General features: G+C 66.5%; 23 protein-coding genes and 1 pseudogene. 13 read left to right on the forward strand and 11 right to left on the reverse strand.

Annotation, left to right across the window (positions count from 1 at the left end; all coding sequences use genetic code 11):
* Positions 1 to 181: 181 nt before the first annotated feature.
* Both ACZK08_RS18195 and ACZK08_RS18200 read right to left on the reverse strand, forming a co-directional pair.
* A complete protein-coding gene (locus ACZK08_RS18195) occupies positions 182 to 2,575 on the reverse strand; it encodes a DUF3772 domain-containing protein (RefSeq protein WP_065181518.1) in 2,394 nt (797 codons plus the stop codon).
* Positions 2,576 to 2,715: 140 nt separating this feature from the next.
* The gene (locus ACZK08_RS18200) at positions 2,716 to 2,964 is read right to left on the reverse strand and encodes a hypothetical protein (protein WP_053520409.1); all 249 of its coding nucleotides are present in this window, start codon (positions 2,962 to 2,964) and stop codon (positions 2,716 to 2,718) included.
* Between the two features lie 182 nt (positions 2,965 to 3,146).
* On the opposite strand from ACZK08_RS18200, the gene ACZK08_RS18205 reads away from it, so the two are divergent.
* The 3 genes from ACZK08_RS18205 to ACZK08_RS18215 all read left to right on the forward strand — a co-directional run bounded on the left by ACZK08_RS18205 (position 3,147) and on the right by ACZK08_RS18215 (position 5,467).
* Complete coding sequence (locus tag ACZK08_RS18205) at positions 3,147 to 3,641, forward strand: lipocalin family protein (protein ID WP_053520408.1); 495 nt, start codon at positions 3,147 to 3,149, stop codon at positions 3,639 to 3,641.
* 9 nt (positions 3,642 to 3,650) lie between these two features.
* Positions 3,651 to 4,859, forward strand: coding sequence for an NAD(P)/FAD-dependent oxidoreductase (locus tag ACZK08_RS18210; protein WP_065181517.1), 1,209 nt, complete (start codon positions 3,651 to 3,653; stop codon positions 4,857 to 4,859).
* A 125-nt stretch (positions 4,860 to 4,984) separates the two neighbouring features.
* A complete protein-coding gene (locus tag ACZK08_RS18215) occupies positions 4,985 to 5,467 on the forward strand; it encodes a hypothetical protein (RefSeq protein WP_065181516.1) in 483 nt (160 codons plus the stop codon).
* 86 nt (positions 5,468 to 5,553) lie between these two features.
* Here ACZK08_RS18215 and ACZK08_RS18220 read toward each other — a convergent pair whose 3' ends face one another.
* Entirely contained in the window at positions 5,554 to 5,988 is a 435-nt protein-coding gene (locus tag ACZK08_RS18220) for a PepSY domain-containing protein (RefSeq protein WP_053520368.1), read from the reverse strand.
* A 147-nt stretch (positions 5,989 to 6,135) separates the two neighbouring features.
* Here ACZK08_RS18220 and ACZK08_RS18225 point away from each other — a divergent pair, with 147 nt between their 5' ends.
* From ACZK08_RS18225 to ACZK08_RS18235, 3 genes are read left to right on the forward strand one after another with little or no spacing between them, the layout of a single operon-like run.
* Positions 6,136 to 6,426 (forward strand): PepSY domain-containing protein, encoded by a 291-nt coding sequence (locus ACZK08_RS18225; protein ID WP_053520369.1) that lies wholly within the window; start codon positions 6,136 to 6,138, stop codon positions 6,424 to 6,426.
* The gene (locus ACZK08_RS18230) at positions 6,426 to 7,085 is read left to right on the forward strand and encodes a response regulator transcription factor (RefSeq protein ID WP_053520370.1); all 660 of its coding nucleotides are present in this window, start codon (positions 6,426 to 6,428) and stop codon (positions 7,083 to 7,085) included. The genes ACZK08_RS18225 and ACZK08_RS18230 overlap by 1 nt, the downstream gene beginning before the upstream one ends.
* Positions 7,082 to 8,425 (forward strand): sensor histidine kinase, encoded by a 1,344-nt coding sequence (locus ACZK08_RS18235; protein WP_065174356.1) that lies wholly within the window; start codon positions 7,082 to 7,084, stop codon positions 8,423 to 8,425. The genes ACZK08_RS18230 and ACZK08_RS18235 overlap by 4 nt, the downstream gene beginning before the upstream one ends.
* A 27-nt stretch (positions 8,426 to 8,452) precedes the next feature.
* Here ACZK08_RS18235 and ACZK08_RS18240 read toward each other — a convergent pair whose 3' ends face one another.
* A complete protein-coding gene (locus tag ACZK08_RS18240) occupies positions 8,453 to 8,773 on the reverse strand; it encodes a DUF6122 family protein (RefSeq protein WP_065174355.1) in 321 nt (106 codons plus the stop codon).
* A 43-nt stretch (positions 8,774 to 8,816) separates the two neighbouring features.
* Positions 8,817 to 10,705 (reverse strand): annotated as a pseudogene (gene speA, locus ACZK08_RS18245) (arginine decarboxylase).
* A gap of 209 nt (positions 10,706 to 10,914) precedes the next feature.
* Between speA and speE the strand changes: the two are divergent.
* Positions 10,915 to 11,769, forward strand: a complete 855-nt coding sequence (gene speE / locus ACZK08_RS18250) for a polyamine aminopropyltransferase (RefSeq protein ID WP_053520374.1) — start codon at positions 10,915 to 10,917, stop codon at positions 11,767 to 11,769.
* Between the two features lie 80 nt (positions 11,770 to 11,849).
* Here the strand turns inward: speE and ACZK08_RS18255 are convergent, their stop codons facing one another.
* Positions 11,850 to 12,755, reverse strand: coding sequence for an aspartyl/asparaginyl beta-hydroxylase domain-containing protein (locus ACZK08_RS18255; protein WP_065181515.1), 906 nt, complete (start codon positions 12,753 to 12,755; stop codon positions 11,850 to 11,852).
* 447 nt (positions 12,756 to 13,202) lie between these two features.
* On the opposite strand from ACZK08_RS18255, the gene ACZK08_RS18260 reads away from it, so the two are divergent.
* Positions 13,203 to 13,862, forward strand: coding sequence for an RIO1 family regulatory kinase/ATPase domain-containing protein (locus ACZK08_RS18260; protein WP_053518133.1), 660 nt, complete (start codon positions 13,203 to 13,205; stop codon positions 13,860 to 13,862).
* A 147-nt stretch (positions 13,863 to 14,009) separates the two neighbouring features.
* Here ACZK08_RS18260 and ACZK08_RS18265 read toward each other — a convergent pair whose 3' ends face one another.
* On the reverse strand, positions 14,010 to 14,348 hold the full coding sequence (locus ACZK08_RS18265; protein ID WP_005411374.1) for a P-II family nitrogen regulator: 339 nt from the start codon (positions 14,346 to 14,348) through the stop codon (positions 14,010 to 14,012).
* Between the two features lie 154 nt (positions 14,349 to 14,502).
* Here ACZK08_RS18265 and ubiK point away from each other — a divergent pair, with 154 nt between their 5' ends.
* Together ubiK and arr are read left to right on the forward strand one after the other, a co-directional pair.
* Positions 14,503 to 14,754 carry a ubiquinone biosynthesis accessory factor UbiK gene (ubiK, locus tag ACZK08_RS18270; RefSeq protein WP_053518135.1) on the forward strand — a complete coding sequence of 84 codons (252 nt, stop codon included), beginning with the start codon at positions 14,503 to 14,505 and terminating at the stop codon, positions 14,752 to 14,754.
* A 124-nt stretch (positions 14,755 to 14,878) separates the two neighbouring features.
* Positions 14,879 to 15,313, forward strand: a complete 435-nt coding sequence (gene arr / locus ACZK08_RS18275; protein WP_065181514.1) for an NAD(+)--rifampin ADP-ribosyltransferase — start codon at positions 14,879 to 14,881, stop codon at positions 15,311 to 15,313.
* A 4-nt stretch (positions 15,314 to 15,317) separates the two neighbouring features.
* Here the strand turns inward: arr and ACZK08_RS18280 are convergent, their stop codons facing one another.
* The 3 genes from ACZK08_RS18280 to ACZK08_RS18290 all read right to left on the reverse strand — a co-directional run bounded on the left by ACZK08_RS18280 (position 15,318) and on the right by ACZK08_RS18290 (position 19,994).
* Positions 15,318 to 15,752: a DUF4279 domain-containing protein gene (locus tag ACZK08_RS18280; protein WP_065181513.1), complete on the reverse strand. Its 435-nt coding sequence runs from the start codon at positions 15,750 to 15,752 to the stop codon at positions 15,318 to 15,320.
* 104 nt (positions 15,753 to 15,856) lie between these two features.
* On the reverse strand, positions 15,857 to 16,459 hold the full coding sequence (locus ACZK08_RS18285) for a DUF998 domain-containing protein (protein WP_065181512.1): 603 nt from the start codon (positions 16,457 to 16,459) through the stop codon (positions 15,857 to 15,859).
* A gap of 541 nt (positions 16,460 to 17,000) precedes the next feature.
* The gene (locus tag ACZK08_RS18290) at positions 17,001 to 19,994 is read right to left on the reverse strand and encodes a TonB-dependent receptor (protein ID WP_478452337.1); all 2,994 of its coding nucleotides are present in this window, start codon (positions 19,992 to 19,994) and stop codon (positions 17,001 to 17,003) included.
* Between the two features lie 273 nt (positions 19,995 to 20,267).
* Here ACZK08_RS18290 and ACZK08_RS18295 point away from each other — a divergent pair, with 273 nt between their 5' ends.
* A complete protein-coding gene (locus tag ACZK08_RS18295) occupies positions 20,268 to 21,773 on the forward strand; it encodes a YifB family Mg chelatase-like AAA ATPase (protein WP_478452338.1) in 1,506 nt (501 codons plus the stop codon).
* Between the two features lie 7 nt (positions 21,774 to 21,780).
* Here the strand turns inward: ACZK08_RS18295 and ACZK08_RS18300 are convergent, their stop codons facing one another.
* Positions 21,781 to 22,218 (reverse strand): NUDIX hydrolase, encoded by a 438-nt coding sequence (locus ACZK08_RS18300; RefSeq protein ID WP_053518143.1) that lies wholly within the window; start codon positions 22,216 to 22,218, stop codon positions 21,781 to 21,783.
* A gap of 194 nt (positions 22,219 to 22,412) precedes the next feature.
* Here ACZK08_RS18300 and ACZK08_RS18305 point away from each other — a divergent pair, with 194 nt between their 5' ends.
* Positions 22,413 to 23,108 carry a response regulator transcription factor gene (locus tag ACZK08_RS18305; protein WP_053518144.1) on the forward strand — a complete coding sequence of 232 codons (696 nt, stop codon included), beginning with the start codon at positions 22,413 to 22,415 and terminating at the stop codon, positions 23,106 to 23,108.
* 3 nt (positions 23,109 to 23,111) lie between these two features.
* Positions 23,112 to 24,374, forward strand: a complete 1,263-nt coding sequence (locus tag ACZK08_RS18310) for a sensor histidine kinase (RefSeq protein WP_065181498.1) — start codon at positions 23,112 to 23,114, stop codon at positions 24,372 to 24,374.
* Positions 24,375 to 24,378 lie beyond the last annotated feature (4 nt).

Below are 24,378 nucleotides of genomic sequence, written 5' to 3' on the forward strand. Positions count from 1 at the left end.
CCGGTTGCGGGGGCGTGAGCCGCATGGATGCGGCGACCGAGCTTACATGGACGTACTTGCAGCGGCCCCCGCAACCGGACCCACCCCGCCATCCCATGGAATGCTTGGTGTTGGTGTTGCTGTTGCTGTTGCTGTTGCTCCGGCCTCGGCAGGTGCAGGGCGCAGCCCTGCCGGGAATCCCCTACTCCTGGGGGTCGCGGGTGATGTGGATGTCCGTTGGCGTGGACAGCGGAATGTTCCGCTCCGCCAGGATCTGCAACAGACTGAAATACAGATCGCTGCGGGTGCCGTACACCTGCCGCGGGCTGGCCACGTAGGCGAAGCTGTTGATGGTGATCTGGCCGCCGGCAATGCCGTCGATGTATACCGTCGGCGCGGGCGTCTGCAGCACGCTGGTGTGCGCGCCATAGGCATCCAGCATGGCCTGCCGCAGGCCGGCGACGTCGGTGCTGGTCGGTACCGCGAACTGGATCTGGATGCGGCCTTGGTTGTTGCCCATCGTCATGTTGCGGATGGTCTTGGTGATCAGCTCCGAGTTGGGCACGATCAACGTGGACTTGTCGCCCACCTGGATCTCGGTCGAGCGCACATTGATGCGGCGGATGTCGCCTTCCTGGTCACCCAGCTTCACCCAGTCACCGATCTTCACCGGTCGCTCGGCCAACAGGATCAGGCCGGAAACAAAATTCTGGGTGATCGCCTGCAGGCCGAAACCAATACCCACCGACAACGCACTGACCAGCAGCGCCAGCTTCTGCAGGTTCAGGCCCATCACCGTCAGGGCCCACAGCACCGCGATGATGATGCCAAGATAGCGGGCGACGGTGCTGATTGAATTGCGCGCGCCCAGATCCAGTTCGGTCTTGGGCAGGTAGGTGTCGGCCAGCCAGCGCTGCACCACCTGCATCACCCCCAGCCCGGCCAGCAGCACGCCGATGGCCAGTACGATGCGGCCCGGCTCCAGCGTCAGGTCCTTGGCGATGGGAATGCCATTGGCCAGCGACGCGAAGCGCTCCACGATCGAGCCGACATTGCCGAAGGGCGCGGCCAGTGCCAGCAGCGCGATCAGGACCACGAAGGTGCGCAGCACCGCCGACAGCAGCACGCCGGCCTGCTCCAGCCTGGAGACGCTCAGGCCGGTGCTGAGCAGGATGGTCTGGCCAACCTTGCTGTCGGCGTTCAACAGCCAGGTGCAGAAATCATCGACGAACTTGAACAGCAGGGTGGCTGCCAGCACCACGATGCTGCCGCCGATCAACTGCTGGTTCACGAACTTGGCGAAGTTCACATAGCCCAGCAGCGTGGCGATGATCGCCGCCACCACCGCGATGTTGCCAGCCACGCGCGCCAGTACCAACCAACTGCTGCGGCGCACCGGCTGCTGTGCGCCGAGACCATCGGCCTGCGCTTCCAGCTTCGCTTCGGCTTCGGCCGTCTGCCGCCGGTGCAGGCGTGCCAGGGTCACCAGCATGGCCATGATCAGGCCGAGGTAGGTCAGCGCAATCACGCCATCCAGTGCCACCGTGGTCACGTCGCTGGTGCGGGTGGCACGGTCAATGGCCACCAGCACGTTGCTCAGCCAGGCCAGCGCAGCGGCACCCCAGGCGTACTTGCGCAGCTTCAGCGCGGCGGTGTCATCCAGGTTCAGCAGCCGCCAGGAGGGGCGCCTGGGCATCAGCAGGCACGCGCTGAGCGCGGCGATGAAGGCCGCAGCGAAGGTCGCCGCCACCACGCCATCGGCTACGTTCTGCAGGCGCGGGGCGATGCCATCGATGGCATTCAGCGAAGCCACCAGCACCACCACCGCATAGCCCGGCAGCAGGGTACCCACCAGCAGCAGCCACATGGCCAGGCCGGAACGGCGCAGGCGGCCGTCCGGCGCGCGTTCCGAGGCGGCGAACCGGCGCCCCAGCGCCCGCAGCCACAGGCGCAGCGGGAACATCATCACCAGTGCTGCGGCCAGGCCCAGCAGCAGGGTGCTCCAGCCGTGGGTGTCGATGGCCTTGCCCAGGGTGTCACGCCCCTGTTGCGCCAACGGGCGCACGCGGGCGATGTCGTCGGGAAGCTGATCGGCCACCTGCCGCCAGAGCGACGGCGACAGCGGTGAATCGACCTTGCGGCCCAGTTCCTCGCTGATCTGCGCGGAACGTTGCTTGTCGATGTCCGCACTCAACTGCTGGGCACGCACCGCGATGGATTTTGCCTGGGCCACCGACGCGGCCAGGGCATCGCGCTCGCGGGTGAGCGTACGTCGCTGCGCGGCCAGGTCGGGGGGCTCGGTGGTGCCCTGCGGCGCTTCACCCAGCTGGGCCAGCTGCTCATTGAGCTGATCCAGCTGTGGCTGCAGGGACTTGTCCAGCGCCTCGGCATCCCGCTTGGCCTTCGACGCGTTCTCTGAAAGCGTGCCGAGTGTTTCGGTGGCTTCGGCGTCGTCACGCTTGCGCTCGATCTCCTTCAGCGCGCTGTCAATCTGTGCCAGCTGCTGCTTCGGCGTAGGCGCCTCGTTCTGCGCGAGCGCGGGCGCGGACAGCAGAAGGGCAGCACCCAGCAGCAGGCCCAGCCAGGGCCCGCGCATGCGGATCGATTGCAGGAAGGAAGACACGCCAGATGCACACCGGTTCGCGCGGACCACCGCGCCTGCGCGCGACTATACGGCACGACCGGTCAAGGTCGGATGCCCAGGGCGGCACCGCCCGCAGCACCCGCCCCCGCGGTTCAGTACTTCAAGCGCAGCTCCTCCACCGTCGGCTGCTGCAGCGCATACCAGTCCTGGAACTCTTCCTCGGTGATTTCGTCCGGGGCGTACACCGCCACCGGAGGCCAGTCGTGGTCGGTCGGCAGCGGCTGGCGCGGACCGGCGCGCAGGCTGTAGCTGACGCCCTCATAGTCCACCAGATCGTCGACCTGCGGCCATTGCTCGCGCGCGAACGCGGTTTCACTCTTCAACAGGATCACCTGGTACATCGGCACCTCCACTTCAGGTTGGATCGGAACACCCGGCGCTGGCGGCAGGATACCGCCGCGCCGATGACAGCGGGAATGACGCCGCGGCGACGCAATGTTCTGGACACCGCCATCGCTCCGGCTTCACCCGCTCGTGGCGAGGCCGTCGGCATCGTGGAGGCCCGTTCCCGCTGCGCCTGCCGATGACCGAACAGCTGCCACTGAAGACCGTCGCCGACCTCAAGCTGCCCCGCTACCTGGGCACCTGGTATGAGATCGCGCGCCTGCCCATGCGCCACGAGCCGGAAGGCTGCACCGATGTCTCGGCGCACTACAGCCTGCTCGACAACGGCAACGTCAGCGTCCACAACCGCTGCCGCATGGACGGCCAGGTCGAGGAGGCCAGCGGCGAAGCCTGCCCCGTCGACAACGACAGCGCGCGCCTGGAAGTGAGCTTCCTACCCAAGGGCCTGCGCTGGCTGCCCTTCGCCAAGGGCGACTACTGGGTCATCCAGATCGCTCCGGACTACAGCGTGTCGCTGGTTGGCAGCCCCGATCGCCGCTACCTGTGGCTGCTGGCACGCGAGCCGAAGCTGGACGCCACCGTGCGGGACCATTATCTGGCCACGGCGCGGCTGCAGGGCTTCGATCTGTCCGAACTGATCCACACGCCGCACACCGGCCATCCCACCGCCTGACCCATCACCATGGACCTGAAAAGTGGCTATCCCTGGTGGGCCGTACGCAATGGCCTGATCCAGGCATTTCCCCCGCTGGAGGGCGACCTGCGCTGCGATGTGCTGGTGGTCGGCGGCGGCATCACCGGCGCACTGATCGCCGATGAGCTGTCAGGTCACGGTCACGATGTCGCCCTGATCGAGCAGCGCGACATCGGTTGGGGCAGCACCGCCGCCAGCACCGCGCTGCTGCAGTACGAGATCGACACCCATCTGCTGGAACTGGCCCAGCGCTATGGCCACGACGCGGCCACGCTGGCCTACCGGGCCTGTGCCGAGGCGATCCCGGCACTGGGCGAAGTGGCGCGTGGCCTGAAGGACGTGGACTTCCGGCGCATGGACAGCCTGTACCTGGCCAGTCGCCACCGCGACGTGCCCCGCCTCATGGCCGAGGGCCAGGCACGCCGCAGCGCCGGCCTGGACGCCCGCTGGCTGGGCCCGGAGGCGCTGGCGGAGCGCTTCGATGTGGACGCCGGCGGCGCATTGCTGACCCGGCAGGCAGCGCGGGTCGACCCTTACTGCCTCACCTATGGATTGCTGAAGCGGGTGCGCCAGCGCGGCGGCCACATTCACGATCGCACCGTGCTGCACACGCTGACGCCAGGCACACGGGGCGTAACCGCCCAGACCGAATCAGGCGCGACGATCCGCGCAGGCCACGTGGTGCTGGCGATGGGATACGCCAACCAGCGCTGGCTCTCGCAGCGCGTCGCACGCAACCGCAGCAGCTATGCCTTCATCACCGACCCTGTCGATGCCGCGGTGCTGGGCCCCCTGCAGCGCACGATGGTGTGGGAAAGCGCGCGCCCCTATCTGTACCTGCGGGCTACCGGCGACCGTCGCCTGCTGGTGGGCGGGCTGGACGATGCCATCGACATTCCGGCACGGCGCGACCGGCGGGTGGAAGGCAAGGCAGACAAGCTCATGAAGCAGCTGCTGCACTGGTTTCCCAAGCTCGACCCGGTACCGGCATTCTCATGGGCCGGTACCTTCGCCGAGACCGCCGACGGATTGCCGTTCTTCGGCCCGCATGAACAGTGGGGGCCGCGCGTGCACCTGGCAATGGCCTACGGCGGCAACGGCATCACCTATTCCATGATCGGCGCACAACTGCTGCGGGCCCGCATCGAGCGGCGCAAGCATCCGCTGGCGGAGCTGTTCGGGTTCGGGCGGCTGTGACCTGCAGCCGGGCATGGCCCGGCTCTACCCCAATCCGGTGCCGACAGGCATCATTCAAGCACGCCCTGCTAGCGTCGGCCTGTAACGCCGCGTGTGGCGTGGTCCCTGTCCGCTGGAGCGCCAAGATGATCCGCCCCCTGACCCTGCTGTTGTGCCTGGCCCTGCCCGGGACCGTGCTCGCCCAGTCCGCTGCCGGCGCCACCGCACCGCAGGCATCCGGGTTGGACCTGACATTGCCGCAGGCGCCGATGCGTTACCTCAACGATCCGACGTTGCAGCAGGACCCGCCGGGCACCTACTACGGTGACAAGAGTGGCCCACGCGTGCACGACGATGCCCGCATCGCCGACGTGCAGGACGACAAGGTGAAGGTCTCCGGCAGTTTCACCACCGGCATCGGGTACTCCAAGCGGGGTGGCAACAGCCACTACAACGCCGCCACGCTGAATCTGAGCAAGAACTACACCACCGACGAGGGCAAGACCCGCGGGGTGAACCTCAACATCCACGTCAGCGAAGGCGAGGGCCCGGGGTTCTTCGGCCCGTATGGCGGCTCCTACGGTCGCGGCCCCGGCTACTGGGACTACCCGCCGCCCTACGGCTGGTAAGCACCTGCGGGTAGCGCCGGGCCATGCCCGGCGAGCGCAGCGCATGCATCAGGCCGCCGGGCATGGCCCGGCGCTGCCCGAGGCGCTCAATCCAGCCAGCCGTCGCGTTCGCTGTGCAGGATGCGGCCGTCATAGCCGCTCAGGCGCACCTCGACCTTCTGGTTGCGGGCATTGCGCGCTTCCAGCGACCAGGTGGCGCCATCGCGCTCCAGCGAGTGGATCTCGCGCAGGCCCTGCGACTGTGCCTTGGCCAGCACCTGCTCGGTCGGCAGCAGCGCGCGGCCGTTGTGCTCATCGAAGATCTCGCCGGTCTTCGGGTCTACGTAGACCTCACTGAAGCGGCCATCGGCGCGGCTGACGTCGGCTTCCCACAGGCCGTCATCGCGTTCGATCTCGTGGATCTGGGTGTAGCCGGCCTTGCGCAGGGCCTGCTCGGCCTGGGCCATGCCCAGCGGTGCAGCGTGCGCGGCCGGAGCGATGGCCAGCACGGCGACGGTGGCGAGGGTGAGCGACTTCAGCATGGGAGTTCTCCTGTTCGTGGCCGGACCATTCCGGCAGCACCACGATGCCGCGGTCGGCTAACAGCCCCTTAGCGGCCATCGTTAGTCGGCTGTTAGTCGGCGGTGCCATGCTCGCGCCTGTCGCCATCGCCCGAGGATCCGTCACCGATGCTGGTCTCCCTGCCCCTGCTGCTGGCCCTGGCCACTCCGGGCTCCGCTGCCGGCCCTGCGCCGGACCCGGCGCAGCAGGTCGCGCGCCGCGCCGTGCAGCAGGGCCGTTACGTGCCCCTGGAACAGGTGGTGCGCGACGCGCTCAGGCGCCAGCCCGGCCAACTGCTGGAGGTGGAGCTGGACGACGCGGTGTACGAGGTGGAGATCCTGCGTGACGACGGCGCAGTGGTGGAGCTGGACTATGATGCGCGCAACGGGACGTTGTTGAAGATGGAACTGGACGACTGATGCGGATCCTGCTTGCCGAGGATGACACCGAGCTGGCCAAACGCCTGCAGCCCCTGCTGGAGCAGGCCGGCTACGTGGTCGATGTGGCCACCGATGGCCGTCGTGCGGAAGAGATCGGCCAGATCGAGGACCTGCATGCCGCAGTCGTCGATCTTGGCCTGCCCGGCCTGGATGGACTGAGCGTGATCGAGCGCTGGCGTGCCCATGGCCGCGATTTTCCGGTGCTGGTGCTGACCGCACGCAGCCGCTGGCACGACAAGCTGGCCGGCTTCGATGCAGGCGCCGATGACTACCTGACCAAACCGTTCCAGGCCGATGAACTGGTGCTGCGCCTGCGTGCCCTGATCCGCCGCAGCCGGGGCCACGCCAGCCCGCGCCTGCAGTGCGGCCCCCTGCAGCTTGATGTCAACGCCGGTCGCTTTGAACTGGACGGGCAACCGTTGCCGCTGAGTCCCCAGGAGTTCCGCGTACTGAGTTACTTCATCCATCACGCCGGCCGCGTGATCAGCCGCGACCGCCTCGGCGAACAGGTCTTCGAAGGCGGTTACGATCCGGACTCGAACGCGCTGGACGTGCTGCTTGGCCGGGTGCGGCGCAAGCTGGGCGTGGAACTGATCCATACCGTGCGTGGCCAGGGTTGGCGGCTGGCCGAGGCATGAGCGCGCGCCAGCCTTCATTGCGGCGGCGGCTGCTGCTGGTGGGGGGCATCGGCCTGGTGCTGGTGTCGGTGCTGGCCAGCGTGCTGCTGGGCGAGCTGTTCAAGCGCAGCGCGCGCGACCGTCTTGACGGCGAGTTGCAGCAGGACATGCTGACTCTGCTCGCGCAGGCGGAGATCGATCCCGACGGACAGCTGCGGCTGCGCCAGGAACCCAACGACGCGCGCTTCCAGCGTGTGTTCTCCGGCGCCTACTGGCAGATCACCGACCGCAACGGCAAGGTGCTGCTGCAGTCGCGCTCGCTGTGGGACCAGACCCTGCCGGTCACGGCCACCGGCCCGACCGAGCGCAATCTGAGCGGGCCGATGCAGCAATCGCTGCGCGCCCGTGTGCAGCAGGTGCGCCTGCCACGTGCATCGCAGCCCTACATTGCGCTGGTTGCCCATGATCGCAGCGCGCTGGACGCGGACACCGCCGCCTTCCGTCAGCGCAGCGCGCTCGCGCTGGGCCTGCTGGTCGCGGCATGGCTGGCGGTGCTGGCCAGCCAGGTGCATTTCGGCCTGCGCCCACTGCGCGGCCTGGGCCAGCAGCTGGAACGCATCCGCCGTGGCGATGCCGAGCGCATCGACCGCAGCCGGCTGGATCTGGAGATCGCGCCGCTGGCCGATGAGCTCGATGCCCTGCTCGATCACCACCAGCGCATGGTCGCGCGCGCGCGCAGCAGCGCCGAGGACCTGGCGCATGCGCTGAAGACGCCGCTGAGCGTGTTGGCGGCCGAAGCGGAGGGTGAAGGACGCGGCTGGCGGCGCACGGTGCACGAACAGGGCGCGCGCATGCGTGCGAGCATCGACCGCTACCTGGCCGCCGGCCTGGCCGTGGACCACCACCAGCGCAGCGATGTGGCGCCCGCGGTGGAGGCATTGTGCCGATTGATGACCCGCGTGCATGCCGGCCGCCGCATCCGCTTCCAGATGGACGTGGCACACGGGCTGGCCTTCGCCGGCGCAGCCACCGACCTGGAGGAGATGCTGGGCAACCTGCTGGACAACGCCGGCAAATGGGCCGCCAGCGAAGTACGCCTGCGGGCCCTGGCCAAACAGGACCGGCTGCATATCGAAGTGCGCGATGACGGCCCGGGGCTGGACGAAGCCAAGCTGGAGAGTGTCCTGCAACGTGGCGTACGCCTGGACGAACGGGTGGAAGGCAGCGGCCTGGGCCTTGCGATCGCCGCGGAGATCGCCGCCAGCCACGGCGGCTCACTGCGCCTTTCCAACGAGAACCCGGGGCTGCGCGCACGGCTGGAACTGCCGCTGGCCCCGACGGACGCCCCGTCTCCCCGGTAGAGCCGCCCCGGCGCTGCACGACCCGCCTCAGCGGTGGTGCATCCACCAGCAGTCGATGGCGTCGAGCACGATGTGGATCACCAGGCCGATGCCCACCAGACGGGTCTTCTTCGGCACGCACAGCCCGGCGTACACCGCGATCGCCGGCGCGGTGTGCAACGGGTGGAAGCCGATGCTGCAGCGGTTCGGCGCGTAGATCGGATCGGCCAGCAGATGGTCGAGGTCGATGATCCAGCCCAGCAGCATCAGCAACCACGCCGACGCAAAGCGCTTGCGCCAGAACAGCCATGCCAGCAGGGCTGGCACGGCGGCATGCAGGAACAGGTGGAAGATCGCGCGGGCGCTCATCAGGACCGTTAGCGCCGGGCCATGCCCGGCGTTGCCGCAGGCATCAGACCAGCGGCTCGTCGGACAGGTAGGTGTAGCCGGTCAGGCCCGCCTCCAGCGCCTGCGACAGTTCCTGCGCACGCTCCGGCGACAGCCCGGCGGCAGCCACGCGCTGGGCATAGGCCGCGCGCAGGTCGTCCAGCCGGTAGCCCACGTAGTCCAGCATCACGTCGGTGGTGTCGCCACGACGCTGCTGGGTGATCGCGTAGCCGTCCGCATCGGCCACCACTTCCACCGCGTCGGTGTCACCGAACAGATTGTGGATGTCGCCCAGGATCTCCTGGTAGGCACCGACCATGAAGAAGCCGATGCGGTAGCTCTCGCCGTGCTTTATCGCGTGCAGCGGCAGCGAACTGTCCAGGCTCTCGTTCTCGACATAGGTCTTGACCATGCCGTCCGAGTCGCAGGTCATGTCGGCAATGATGCCGCGACGGTCCGGCACTTCGTCCAGCCGCTCGATCGGCACGATCGGGAACACCTGGTCGATGGCCCACGCGTCGGGAATCGATTCGAACACGCTGAAGTTGACGAAGTACTTGTCGACCAGGCGCTCGTTCAGTTCATCCAGCGCCGGACGGTGGCTCTTCTCGTCATAGCTCAGGCGTGCACGCACGCCGTGGGCGATGGCGTAGAACAGGTCGTCGATGCGCGCACGCTGCGGCAGGTCGATCTGGCCCAGCGCGTAGCTGGACAGGCCTTCGGCATGGAAGTGCTGCGCCTCCTGGAACAGTTCCACCGCCGGGCGCACGTCCAGTTCCTCGTGGATCTCGCGCAGATGACGGATCGAAGCCGGCTCGTCATCGTGCTGGTCCGGCACGCGGCCCTCCTGCGCCTGTTCCACTTCGGACACATTCGCGATCAGCACTGCATGGTGCGCGGTCATCGCACGGCCGCACTCGGTAACGATGCGCGGGGGGGCAGGCCGTGCTCTTCGCAGGCGTTGGCCAGCGGCTGCACGATGTTGCTGGCATACGAATTCAAGCCGTAGTTGATCGAGCAGAAGCTGCGCGACCGGGTGCCTTCGTAATCCACGCCCAGGCCGCCGCCCACGTCCACGTGGGTGATCTTAGCGCCCAGCTGCGACAGTTCAACGAAGTAGCGGGTGGCTTCGCGCATGCCGTTGGCGATGTCGCGCACGTTGGAGATCTGCGAGCCCATGTGGAAGTGCAGCAGGCTCAGGCAATCGGCGTACTCGGTATCGCGCAGCGACTTCCACAGGTCCAGCAGCTGGCGCGGGGACAGGCCGAACTTGGCCTTGTCGCCCCCGCTGTTCTGCCACTTGCCGGCGCCCAGCGACGCCAGCCGCATGCGCACGCCCAGGCCGGGCTTCACGTCCAGCGCCTTGGACTCTTCCAGCACCAGCTTCAGCTCGGACGGCTTCTCGATGACGATGAAGGTCTGCAGGCCCAGCTTGCGACCGATCAGGGCCAGGCGGATGTACTCACGGTCCTTGTAGCCGTTGCAGACGATCAGGCCGCCCGGGCGCGACAGTGCCAGCACCGCCATCAGCTCCGGCTTGCTGCCCGCTTCCAGGCCGAAGCCCTCGCCGTGGTGGCTGGCCAGGGTACCGGCCACGCCGCGGTGCTGGTTGACCTTGATCGGGTACACCGCGGTGTAACCACCCGCGTAATCCCAGTCCTGCTGGGCCTGGGCGAATGCCGCCTGCAGCTTGCCCAGGCGCTGGCCGAGGATGTCCGGGAAGCGCACCAGCAGTGGCAGCTTGGCGCCCGCCTCGCGGGCGGCGTCCACCACCTTGGGCAGCGACACCACCGGGCCGTCCGCCCCGGTCGGTCTCACCACCATGTGCCCGGCCTGATCCACGTCGAAGTAACCATCCGCCCAATGCGGGATCGAGTAGGTCTTGCGGGCTTGGTCGAGGGACCAATCGGTCATTTCAGTCGGCCTTGTTGGCAATAAAAAAGGGGGGGGCATGATAACGCCTATATGCCCACAGGTTCGTTATCATGCGCGCCCGCGCCCGTGACCCGGCTCCTGCCGGACCTGAACAGGCCGATCCGTCCGGATGTGGCTTGCGCCACGCGGCCCCGTGCCGCCAACCCGGCTCTACCCCCTCCGAACAGGACCCCAGAAGGACACGTCCCATGACTGACAGCAACAACTGGTACATCGAGCATTTCGAGCGCACCGGCTCGGCCATCGGCTACCGCATCACCGGCAAGCTGGACGAGGTGCAGTCGCCCTTCCAGAAGATCGAGATCTTCCAGACCACCGACTGGGGCAACCTGATGACCATCGATGGCGCCATCATGCTGACCAGCAAGGACAACTTCTTCTATCACGAGATGATCAGCCACCCGGTGCTGTTCACCCACGCCGCTCCCAAGCGCGTGGTGATCATCGGTGGCGGCGACTGCGGCACCCTGCGCGAAGTGCTCAAGCACAAGGGCGTGGAGAGCGTGACCCAGTGCGACATCGACGAGCAGGTCACGGTGATGGCGCGCAAGCACTTCCCGGAGCTGTGCGACTCCAACGACGATCCGCGCGCCGAACTGCTGTTCGACGACGGTGTGGCCTACATGGCCAACTGCCCGGCCGGCAGCGTGGACGTGGTGATCGTGGACTCCACCGACCCGGTCGGCCCGGGCGAAGGCCTGTTCAACAAGGCCTTCTACGAGAGCTGCTTCAAGGCGCTGAAGGACGATGGCATCCTGGTGCAGCAGTCCGAATCGCCGCTGATGCAGCTGGAACTGATCAACGAGATGCGTACCGAGATGGGCAAGGCCGGCTTCGGTTCGTTCAAGACCCTGCCGTTCCCGCAGCCGTGCTACCCGACCGGCTGGTGGAGCGTGACCATGGCGCGCAAGGGCGACAGCAGCTTCGACTTCCGCCAGGCTGATTCGGCCGCCAAGACCTTCACGACCCTGTACTACACCGCCGCGCTGCACACCGGCGTGCTGGTGACCCCGCCGTTCGTGCAGGCGGCACTGAAGAGCTGATCCAACAAAAAACCCGCGCTGGCAGCAGCGCGGGTTGTTCGTGTTCCGGTAGCGCCGGGCCATGCCCGGCGGCCGTTCGATCAGATCGCCCAGATTCCGGCAATCACCGCCGCCACCAGGCCCCACTTGATGACCTGGTAGGCCACCACGCTGCGCTCGCGCAGCGCCTTGGCCTTCAGGCGCACCTTGTACAGGCTGCCGAATGCCTTGTTGACACCCCCGGTCGGATCACCTGGCAGGTTCGGCGAAGCGCCACCGGCCAGCAGCGTGGCGGCCACCGCACGGTTGAACAGGCCCGGCAGGCCGAAGCGCAGCGGGCGCGCGATGTCGCAGAACAGGATCACTCGGTCCTGCTCGGTCTCGTTATGCGCGTGGTGGATGTAGGTTTCGTCGAACATCATCCACTCGCCGTCGCGCCAGCTCTTCCGGATGCCGTCCACTTCGATGTAGCAGGCATCATCGTTGGGGGTGCTCAGGCCCAGGTGCAGGCGCAGCGAACCGGCGAACGGATCGCGGTGCGGACGCAGCTCGCTGCCCGGCGGCAGCTGCGCGAACATCGCTGCGCGAACATCCGGAATCGACTCGATCAGGGCCACGGTCTTCGGGCACAGCGTCTTCGCTGACGGGTGCGAGGGGCCGTACCAGCGCAGGTAGAAGCGCTTCCAGCCACGGCGGAAGAACGAGTTGAAGCCCGCATCGTTGAAACTGCTGGACGCAGCGATCTTCTGCGCATCGCGCAGCGCCAGCGCCTCGTCACGGATCATCTGCCAGTTCTGGCGCAGGGGTTCCAGCTGCGGGAACTCCTTGCCCGGGTCCAGAAACGGCGTGGTCGGCACCTTCGAGAACATGTACATGACCACGTTGATCGGGGCCATGAAACTGGAGTGGTCCAGCAGCTGGCGCGACCAGCGCGCGCGGACCCTGCCACGGAAGTGGATGTACAGCACGCAGGCCACGAACAGCACTGCCAGTACGATCTTGATCATCAAAAACTTTCCTCCGGCGGCAGCCGGAACGGGAATCAGGGGGCGATGCACGGCGCAGGCGGCCGGCATCGGTGGCAACGCGGCAGGGGACGGGGACGTGCCGGAACGGGGCGGCCGCCGATGTCGCGGATGAACAGCTTATGGTCGGCAGGCCGTGCGCCGGGGTCAAGCCACACGTGTGCCATGTTCAGCGGCGCTTGGCTGAACGGGTGTATTTCTTCTTCAACTTATTGATTTTCAATGCCTCAAACCGAAAAGTGAGACGAAATTGTCCGCCCGTGCGCGACGAACTGTTCCAGCCACGGCCCCGACATTTCTCCGACAGAACGTGGATTAGCGAACTTGCCGGTACTAAAATTGACTTAACGAAAGTTTAGCCAGTTTCCCCCGCCTCAGCGGTTCGCTTGACGCTTCAGCGCCGCCCACCGGGTCGTCCGAGACCCCGCCATGCCCCTTCCTGCCTCCCCCTGCCAGACCTGCGGCGATGATGCCACCACGCCCCTGCTGCTCAAGCGTGGCGAACGCCTGCTGGCCCCCGATGTCTACCGCACCTGCCTGGATGGCCGCGAGGCCGTCATCAAGGACTACTCCCGCTATCGCGGCACGCCGCTGTCGCTGGTCGCACGCCTGATGGTGCGCCGTGAAGCGCGCATGCTGCAGCGCCTGGGCGGCTGGAAGCACGCGCCGGCGCTGCTGGGAACACTGGGAGGCCTGGCACTGGGCATGGAGTTCATTCCCGGCCAGACCCTCAGCACCGCCCAGGCAGTCGGCAATGAAGTGTTCGAGCAGCTGCAGCACGCACTCAGCCGCCTGCATGCGGCCGGCATCACCCATAACGATCTGCACGGCACCAACGTGGTGGTCAGCGGCGGCGTACCGGTGCTGCTGGACTTCACCTCGGCCTGGCGCGCACCGCGCTGGCTGCGCCGCAACCCGCTGACCCGGCAGATGCGCCGCAGCGACATGAAGAACCTGCTGAAGATCCGCCAGCGCGTGACCGGGCAGGCGCCCAGCGCCACCCAGGCCGCCCTGGTGGCCGACCCCGGCTGGGTGGCCGCAGTGCGCCAGGGCTGGAAGCGGTTCTATAAGTGGGCGAAGCGCCGGTAAGCGTCGCTCCGCTCACCGCTTTACCGCTCCTTGTAGAGCCGAGCCCATGCTCGGCTGCTCTTTGTAGAGTCGAGCAAGCTCGACTCTACATAACGGCGGAACGGCAGCCGAGCATCGGCTCGGCTCTACAACATCCCGCCGGACGGCTTACAGCGCGTCTGCGTCCAGCTCGCCGGTACGGATACGCACCACGCTGCCCAGGTCATACACGAATACCTTGCCGTCGCCGATCTTGCCGGTACCGGCCGCCTTGACGATGGCTTCCACCACCGCCTCCACCTGGTCATCGGTCACGGCCACTTCCAGCTTCACCTTCGGCAGGAAGTCGACCACGTACTCGGCGCCACGGTACAGCTCGGTATGCCCCTTCTGGCGGCCGAAGCCCTTGACCTCCGTCACCGTGATGCCGGTGACGCCACGCTCGGCCAGCGCTTCGCGCACGTCGTCGAGCTTGAACGGCTTGATCACCGCCATGACCATCTTCATCGTCGATCTCCTGTCTTCCGGCGTGGAGGATAGCGCCTGAACGCGCCCGGTGCGACGCCGCGGCTGCCTGTCCGGGCAGCGCGCGCCGGCAGTATCCTTGTGGCTGAACGGCCTGCCCGCGCCTGATGCGCGGGCGCCACCCACGGAGCACCCCATGATCGACCTGAACCAAATCGATGACCTCGCCCGCCGCCTCAGCGACCTGGTGCCGCCGGGCCTGCGCGAATCACGCGAGGAACTGCAGGCCACCTTCAAGAGCGCGCTGCAGGCTGGGCTGGCCAAGCTCGATCTGGTCACGCGCGAGGAATTTGAAGTGCAGCGCGCGGTGCTGCTGAAGACCCGCCAGAAGCTGGATGCGCTGGAAACAGCGGTGCGCGAGCTGGAAGGGCGCCGCGCCGCAGAATGAAAAAGGAGGCGCGCTGCGCCTCCCACTTACAGATTATTTCCCGGATGGGGCCTTGCAGCAAGGCCCACCTGGCCCCCTAGACTCGCCGGCCTGTCGATCCGGCAGGACAACCTGGGGTATCGCGATGACGCAGGACACCGAATGGACACCCGTTTCGCAGGACACCTGCGATCAGGTCGCCGGGCCGTTCTATCACGGCACCCGGGCCGACCTGGCCACGGGCGATCTGCTGGTTGCCGGCTACGGCTCCAACTATCGCGATGGCGTGGTGATGAACCACATCTACTTCACCACGATTGCCAAGGGCGCCGGGCTGGCCGCGGAGATGGCCCGGGGCGAGGGACCGCCGCGTGTGTACGTGGTGGCACCGACCGGGCCGTTCGAGGACGATCCGAACGTCACCAACAAGAAGTTTCCCGGGAACCCGACACGGTCGTATCGCAGTGCACAGCCGTTGCGGATTGTCGGTGAGATCACCGAGTGGGAACCCTACGATGCGGACTTCATCCGGCAGTTGAGGGAATTCGTCGCATCGGGGAGTGGCGAGATCATCAACTGATGGTCTATTGGTGCTGAGCGTTGCGCACCTCTTCATCGGCATCGTAGATGTCAAGGCCGAGCTCGATGCCGCGCTCTCCCAGGGCGAGCAGGACCTTGGGCGAAAGCGAGACACCATCATTGCTGCTGCCCATGAAAAGGCCGCAGAACAGGTCAGGCCGGAACCGTGCCAGCGACTTCCATATGGCGGGATCTCCGGTGAGCTGATCAAGGATCTCAAAAATCTGAGCCTCCAGATCTTCAGGCTCATGACGCATCGCGGCCATTCGCCAGCTTCCGGTCCTGGCGATACGCACGACGCCCGAGTGGCTGCCTCCAAGTTCCTGGCCCTTGTGATACGAGGCGGTTGGAACCGCCCCCAGCAGGGCACTGATCTCATCCGGCAGAAGGTCGTCGCCGAAAAATCGGAGCGTTACCAGGGAATGATCGAATGCTGCCATTGAAGTCGGGTCGTCCTTTCGGAATGTCTTTCAGCATGCGCGTCCCGTCGATGTCAGCCTTGATCGGACCTGCGCGATCGCCCAGTGCCTGGCACGCCTGTCCATCAATGCGCGGGCTGCATCTGTAGTGCACTTGGCCCCCTGCGCAGCAGGTACAGCGCGACCAGGAAGGGCCACAGGGAGTTGATGGAAGAGAACAGGCGCTGGGTGAGTCCCCTGAAACCCTGCGGATCCGCGCCCACCAGGTTCAACCATAGATAGACCACTGCCGCGATGCTCACCACGGCAGTCACGGCATAGGCCCTTCGGTTGGCCGACCAGGCCCTCAGTTCAATATGCGACATCGCCGGCGCAATGATGTTCGCGATACCGATGGCGTAGAAGCCGTGCATCGGATGACCCATGGGCCAGAGCCCATTGGTCAACATGGAGACGCCAAAGATCATCCAGCAGGCGGCACCCACGGCGATCCGGCGCCCGGATTCCCGCCATAGCGCGATGGCAAACAGTACGAACCCCAGCCCGCAGCCGATGGCGGCGATCCGTCCGCACAGGCTTGCGAGCGCGGGTGCCTGCAGCAGCTCGCTGGCGTGCTGTGCAATCGGGTTGTAACCGGGTGCGAGCATCGCAGCAACGGTGGTCCAGAACAGGAACCATGGCAGGGGTATCAGACCCGCGAAAAGAAGAGGTCGGCTGTGGCGCAACATCTGCAATGATCCTTGTCGGGGTCTGCGCGGGTCGGCGAATCCATTCAAACACCACCGCCCTCTCGTCCTAAGGGCAGTGCCGCGGCAGTCAGACTCGCCGTGGCGCGCTGGACGGTCAATAGGTGGAAAGTCACTCGCACCTTCGCAGACGCGCGCCGCACGCTGTCGCAATCAACGCACTCTTCTCCCTCCAACAGACGAATCTGACGGGGCCGTCGCAGAAGTACCGAAAGCCCCGCCGTTCAAGCCTCTCGCGCCACTCCTCCCTATACGACAATGCCAGAAACGTCTCGGGCCTGGCCGCATTGGCCCCGATCCCTTGGCACTCCCCACAACGGCAGGTAATTGTTGCCCGGCCACCGTGCATCGGTGGCCGGGCCTCGAAAACCCGCCGTTGTGATGAAGTCTCCGCCTGCCGGCCATGGCGGGCGGTGCGTGGGGGCCTCGTGCCCGCCGGCCCAACACAACCCGGTTTTCGAGCCACGCATCGTCCGCCCCCCTACTGGTGGCAGCTTATGCCCGCCCGTGCCGGCGCATTCCCTCAGTAGTCGTAGCTCACGCTGACGCGCAGCGAGCGCGGTGCCTGCCGTACCGTCGCTGCGCCGTACAGCGGGTCCGGCTGCCCCGGATCCAACTCGGAGTACGGCGATTTCCACAACGCCACCTGGCTGTTGAATACGTTGAACACATCCAGGTTGAAGCCCAGTCGCCCAGCCGCCACCGAAGGCCGGTAGGAGACACCCAGATCCAGCTGTTTCAGCCAGGGCAGCCGCCCCTGGCTGCCCGGAGGCGCGGGCTGGCCGTTGTAGAAGTGGTAGGCAATGCCGTAGCCGGAGGGGTCTTCGAAGTTCGGGCCATACGAACCCAACGCGCTGAAGGGCGCGCCGGAAATCACCTTGAGGTTGGCCGAGACCAGCCATTCCGGCGTCAACTGGTAGTAACCGTGCAGCTTGAACTGGTGGGTGTGGTCATTGCTCTGCGGCCCGTTGGTGTGCTCCATCAGCTGCGCGTAATCCCAGGCCTGCGTGGTCGACACCGCCGTCTGGCCGATGCCCGACAGCAGCTGGCCTTCGGTGGTGCCATAGCTGCGCGACCACGTGTAGTCCGCCCGGCCATACCAGCGGCCATCAAACGGGTGCTCCAGCGACAGGTTCACCGCGTAGTAGTTGCGCTTGAACCTGGGGAAGCCCATCTCGGCATTGGTCAGCGGCACGCTTACGTAGTTGCCGCTGGTATCGACCAGATTGAAGGTGTTCGCGCGGCCAGGATTGATCAGCCAGCAGCTGACCGGATTGCTGTCCTTGGTGACGTCATACCCCAGGCTGTCGGCCTTGGCCAGCACCGCGCCGATATCGCAGTAGTCATCCACGCCGCTGCGCAGCACCCGATAGGTCGCCTTCGCGCCGTACACCCAGTTCTGGCCGAGCGCCCTGCTGAAGCCCAGGATGAACTCGTCCTGGTAGGACGGCTCGATGCCGGAGGTCGCCACCGTCTTCGGATCGGGCAGCACGCCGTAGTAGTTGTTGGCCGACACCGCGCCGGAGAACGCGGTGAGGTCGGTTGGATAACCGTTGCTGTCGATGCCGCCATAGGTGTAGTACGTCGAGGTGGCCAGCGTCGCGCCCGCCGCGTTGAAGGCCGGGTTGAGCGGCAGCGCGAGGTAGTAGCGACCCGCGTTGCCGAACACCTTGAAGCGCCCGTCGCCGTCGACGTCCCAGCTGAAGCCCAGCCGCGGCGCCCACTGACCGCTGGTCTGCTTGATGTAGGCGTCGCCATCGCGGTTGTAGTTGGTGAACTGATCCAGGCGCAGGCCCAGGTTCAACAGCAGGCGGTCGGTCACCTGCCAGTTGTCCTCGATGTACTGCGCCCGCTGCGAGGCGCGTACCGACGCCAGTGCGCTGTAGATGTACTGGCGCACGTAATAGCCGTCCTCACCATTGCGGATGCCGCCGGTGGCCGGCACGCCCAGGCCGGTATTGAGGGGCACGTTCGGGTTGGACTGGCCATAGATCCAGTAGTAACCGTCGGCGGAGGCCACCGAGCCACGGTTGAGCGCACGGGCATTCTGGTTGTCGATGCCGACCGTGATGCTGTGGTTGCCCCATCTGTAGTTCGCATCCAGTCGCAGGTTGTTGGTGCGGTTGCCGCGATCCGGGTTGACCAGCAGCGACGTGGTCCGCGCATTGGTGATCGGCGTACCACCGTTCAGCGCCGGATTCTGCAGCGTGGCGCTGCTGATGTAGGTCAGGCTGCCGTCGTAGGCCGGGTTGCCGATGTAGTCATCGGTACGCATTTCGCCATACTGCGCGCTGACGGTAAGCCGGTCGGTCAGGTAGCCGGTGTACTTGGCCGTCCACAGGTCGCCACCGGTCTTGGTGGTGTCTTCCTTGCCACGCTGCGCACCGCGGGTGAGCGTGTCGTAGTCGTAAGCGAAGCTATCGCCCCGGAAGACATTGCGGCTGGAGGCTCCGGTCAGTTCCAGCAGGTGGTTGTCGGTGATGTTCCAGTCCAGCTTGGCGTACCAGCGCGGGCGGTCGTACTCATAGCGGGAGTAGGCATTGGTCGCCTCCACATTCTTGACGTCGGTGCCCTCACGGCGCTCGAGCTCGTACGAGCCGAAGAAGAACAGCCGGTCTTCCAGGAGCGGGCCACCGGCGTAGATGCTCTGCGTGGTCACCCACTCGCGGTCCTGGCTTTCCGGTGAATACAGCGCGCCATTGCCCGGGTAACGCACATCGTCCTTGTCCGAGCGCGTGGACGCTGGTTCCCAGGTGACCTGGCCACCGAATCGCCACTGATTGGTGCCGCGCTTGCCCACCGCATTGATGACGCCGCCATCGGAACGGCCGTACTTGGCGCTGTAGCCACCGGTGTAGATTTCCTGCTGGTCGATGCTGCCGTAGGGCAGCGTGAGGCCACCCAGACCGCGCAGTGGATCGGTGCTGTTGAAGCCATTGATGTAGTAGGCGTTCTCGGCAGCGGACGAACCGCCGAAGCTCACCAGCTGTGCACCGGTCGGGCCGGCATAGGTGCCATTGCCACTGTTGCCGTTGACCCCGGGCGCAAGCTGCGCGATCGCCTCGGCCGAGCGACCCAGTGGCAGGCGCTGCAGCTGCTCGGCCGTGATCACCGTGCGCGAGTCCACGCTGCTGACATCGATCGCAGCCGCTGCCCGGTCGGCGCTGACCTGCACACCGTCCAGCCGGGTGACGTCAGCGAAGGACACCTCGGTACTGGCGCCTACCGTCAGCGAAATGCCCTCGCGGGTCTGCAGCACGTTCCCTTCGGCATCGCGTGCTTCCACCACGTAGCGGCCCAGTGGCAGCTGGCCGACGGTAAAGCGGCCTCGCCCATCGACCGTCACCTCGCGGGTGAGGCCGGTATCGCTGCGAACGAAGATGCGCTGGGCGGTGGCCGGCGCCTGTCCGGCGATCGCGCCGGTGGTGGACTGTGCATGAAGTGTGGGAGACGCGGTGGCAAGCAACACCGCCAACGCCAGCAATCGCGGGCGCAGTGAAGAACGAGCTGTCGTCATCGTGGGCTGTACGGGTAGTGGGGGAAGCAATGCCAGCCGCAATCGGTGGACCAGACATCGCACATTCATTAACCCCGCCCGCGCCCCAATGCAGAAATGCTCAGTGGTTATCTGCTTTTGGCCGACGGTCATACCGAACCGCGCGCGCGTCGGTGCCTCCCCCCACTCCTCGTGCCACGCAGGAAAGCCCTAGGCGCCTGGCCAGCAATGCCTGATGGCGACGGACAGAGTGACGGCCGCACCATCGAGCCTCTCTCTCTGCAGGAAGCACACATGAGCCTGGCCCTGGTCTACAGCCGTGCCCGCGCCGGGGTCGAGGCCCCGCTGGTGCGGGTGGAAGTACACCTTTCCGGTGGCCTGCCCGCCACCCAGATCGTCGGCCTGGCCGAAACCAGCGTGCGCGAGTCGCGCGAACGCGTACGTGCGGCGCTGCTCTGCGCCCGCTTTGATTTCCCGCAACGGCGCATCACCCTGAACCTGGCGCCCGCCGACCTGCCCAAGGAAGGCGGGCGCTACGATCTGGCCATCGCTCTGGGCATTCTTGCCGCCAGTGGCCAGATCCCGCCGCAGTCGCTGCTGCCGTACGAGTTCCTGGGCGAGCTGGGCCTGACCGGCGAGCTGCGCCCGGTTGCAGGCGCGCTGCCCGCCGCCATCGCGGCGGCCGAAGCGGGCCGCATCCTGGTGGTCCCACCGGGGAATGCGGCCGAATCGGCGCTGGCCGAACACGCCGACGTGCGCGTGGCCCGCACGTTGCTGGAATGCTGCGCCGGGTTGGGCAATCCGCGCCTGCTGCCGCAGGTTGAGCGGGGGGACACCATGCCCCTGCCGCTGCCGGATCTGGCCGATGTGCGCGGGCAGGTGCATGCACGGCGCGCGCTGGAGGTGGCTGCGGCCGGCGGGCACCATCTGCTGCTGATCGGCAGCCCCGGTTGTGGCAAGACCCTGCTTGCTTCACGCCTTCCCGGGCTGCTGCCGGCGTCCACCGAGATCGATGCGTTGCAGCTGGCGGCCATCGCCTCGGTCAGCGGCGAAGGGCTGGACCCGAAGCGATGGCGACAACGACCGTTCCGCGCGCCACACCACAGCGCCAGCGCTGCGGCACTGGTGGGCGGCGGCAATCCGCCCTGCCCCGGCGAGATATCACTGGCGCACCATGGGGTGCTGTTCCTGGACGAACTTCCCGAGTGGAACCGCAGCGCGCTGGAGACCCTGCGCGAGCCGCTGGAATCGGGCCACATCCGCATCGCCCGCGCTGCACGCAGCGTGATGTTTCCGGCGCGGTTCCAGCTGGTCGCGGCGATGAACCCCTGCCCCTGCGGTTGGGCCGGCGACCGCAGCAACCGTTGCCTGTGCACCGATGAGCGGATCACCCGCTATCGCGCCCGTGTCTCCGGCCCATTGCTGGACCGCATCGACCTGCACATCGCGGTGACGCGCATGGATGCGGTGGAGCTGCGCGAGAGCACGCCGCTGGGCGAGCCCAGTGATGCGGTGCGCGGGCGGGTGGAGGCTGCGCATGCGCGGCAGCAGATGCGCGGGGGACTCAATGCGCATCTGCCGCCCGCTGCGCTGCGCGCGTGCACGCGGTTGAGCGAGGCCGACCAGGATCTTCTGGAACACGCCATCGAGCGCCTGCAACTGTCAGCGCGCGCGATGCATCGCATTCTTCGCGTGGCACGCACGATTGCCGATCTGGCCGGGTGCGAGAACATCCAGACCGCACATCTGGCCGAGGCGATTGGCTATCGACAGCTGGATCGGGGGAAGGCGAGCCAATGATGCTGCATCATGACCGCAGCCGCTCCAGCAATGCCGGCAGCCATTCCGGCTTGAACACGCAGGCAGGCTGCTCTCTCATTTCCTCTGCGCGCCACCACTTCCAGTCCGTGATCGTGGCGTTCTCCTCTTCTGTCCAGCCGTCACGTCGAATGGCTGGCTGTGCGGGAGCGTGAACCAGAAAATACGTCTCCAGCCATCTCGCGGGTGTCGAACGGGCGACCGCATAGACGGCGTCCCTTTCCTCAACGAGCCTGCCGATCTGCAGGTTCAGTCCGGTTTCTTCCCGGAGCTCGCGCCGCGCCGCGTCCAGATAGCTCTCGCCCGGCAGAAGTTCACCGCCCGGGGTCGCCCAGAAGGGCGCGTGGTGTTCGTCGTGGTACCGGAACAGCAGAAGCCTTCCGTCTTCATCGACGATCACCAGGCGCGCCGATCGTCTGGTCTCCATGATTTCCTCCGTCTGTCGATGCCCGCTGGACCGCACACGATAGGCGAAAGCTCAAGAGATGAAAAAGAACATGCGCAGCTGCTTCATGCCGCAGTCATGGCGTGCGGGCCCTTGGCGGAACGGGCGACGAGGCTTGGCAAACGTCGGTGGATCGGCCAAAGTTCGGGCTTCATGTCTCCTCATGCGCGCGGCCCATGACACGCCTGCTCATCATTGAAGACAATCCCGAGCTGGTAGCCAATCTGTATGCGTTCCTGGAACCACTGGGCTACGTGCTGGACGATGCGCGGGACGGCGCCAGCGGGCTGCGCCGCGCGACGGAGAACGACTATGACGCCGTTCTGCTGGACCTGATGCTGCCCCGCCTCGATGGGATGACGCTGTGCCACAGGCTTCGGCAGGAGTTCCAGAACCCCATACCGATCCTGATGCTCACCGCGCGCGACCAGGTGGACGACCGGGTGCAGGGCCTTGCCCTGGGCGCGGATGATTACCTGGTCAAGCCGTTCTCACTGGCCGAGCTGGATGCCCGCATCAAGGCCCTGGTACGTCGAGCCCAGGGCCGGCAGGTGGACACGGTGATCGCGTGGCAGGAGCTGCAGGTGGATACGCGCTCGCCGCAGGCATGGCGGTGCGGCAAGGCGATCAGCCTTACGCCGACGGCCCACAAACTGCTCGTTTCACTGGTGCGGGCGGCGCCGGCCGTCGTGCGCAAGCAGGAGATGGAGTACCTGATCTGGGGTGACGAGCCGCCTGACAGTGGCGCGTTGCGAACGCATATCCACGAGTTGCGCCTGCAGGTGGATCGGCGCTTCGACTACCCGCTCATCGCAACGGTACACAGCGTAGGCTGGCGTCTTTCCAACCCCGCGCCCGGGCAACCGGAGTAGGTCATGCCGACAGGACCGACGGCGTGGACGTCGATCTATCAACGGATGTCGCTGCGGACGCGCATCACGGTCTCCTTCGTGCTGCTGATGGCCGGAGCCATGTGCTTCATCGCCGTGGTCGAGCTCGTCGACTATGACGAGGTACGCGCCTCGGCGGTCTCACGGGCGCAGGATGGCGAGGTACGCAGGCTGGAGGATGCGATCCGCCTTGGATCACCACGCGTGGTCACGCATGACAGTCAGCTCTATGACGAGGAGAACGTGCCGACCGTGCTGCGCCAGTATGGTCCCGGTTACCACGGCGAGCCCGCACCCAACGAGTGGCACCTGCGGGTGTTCGACGTCGAGGGCAAGCGCTACTACCTGCTCCAGGACGGCGAGCACTATGCCTACCTTGAACACCTGATCAATGCCTTCGCCGCACTGGTCATCCTGACCTGCGTACTGTGCGCCTACTGGATCGGGCGACTGACGTCGGCCCACGTCATCGCTCCGATCACCCGACTTTCCGAGGCGGTGCAGCGCACATCCAAGCCGTTCCCGTACCAGGACGCGCGCGACGAAATCGGCGTTCTTGCGCGTGCCTTTGCCCAGCATAGCGATGAGCTGGAGCGGTTCCTGCACCGCGAGCGGTGCTTTGCCGGAGACGCCAGCCACGAGCTGCGTACGCCCTTGGCCATCATCGCTGGCGCGGCCGAGACACTGCTTCACCAGTTGCCGCCCGACAGCCATCTGCTGCCCAGCGCCGACCGCATCCTGCGGACCACACAGGAGATGCAGCGCCAGCTGACCTGCCTGCTGCTGCTCTCCAGATCCCCTGCGAGCCTTTCTCTGACCGACGTCCCGTTGCGTGCCATTGTCCAGGAGTGCATGGCACGCTGTGCACCCTGGCTCGCAGGGAAGCCCGTGACACTGCGGCTGGATGCACCAGAGGAGGTCACTGTGGTCACCCATGCGGAGCTGGCGCATTGCGTCGTGTGGAATCTGCTGCGCAACGCCTGCCAGTACACCGACAAGGGCGAGGTCCGCATCGCCCTGCGGGAGGGCGAGCTGGCCATCGCCGACACCGGTCCGGGCCTGCCCCCGACCATCGACCCTGCCCAGTTCAGCAGGTTCCTTCCCAGCGCACGCCAGGATGGCGAAGGGCTGGGGCTGTCCATCGTGCAGCGCGTGGTAGAGCACCTTGGGTGGCAGATGAAGGTGGAGACATCTGCTCAGGGGTGCCGATTCCTGCTTCACCTGTCCTCGCCGCAAGCGCGTGCCTGACACT

Source organism: Stenotrophomonas sp. 112478_Sma, from assembly GCF_056479905.1.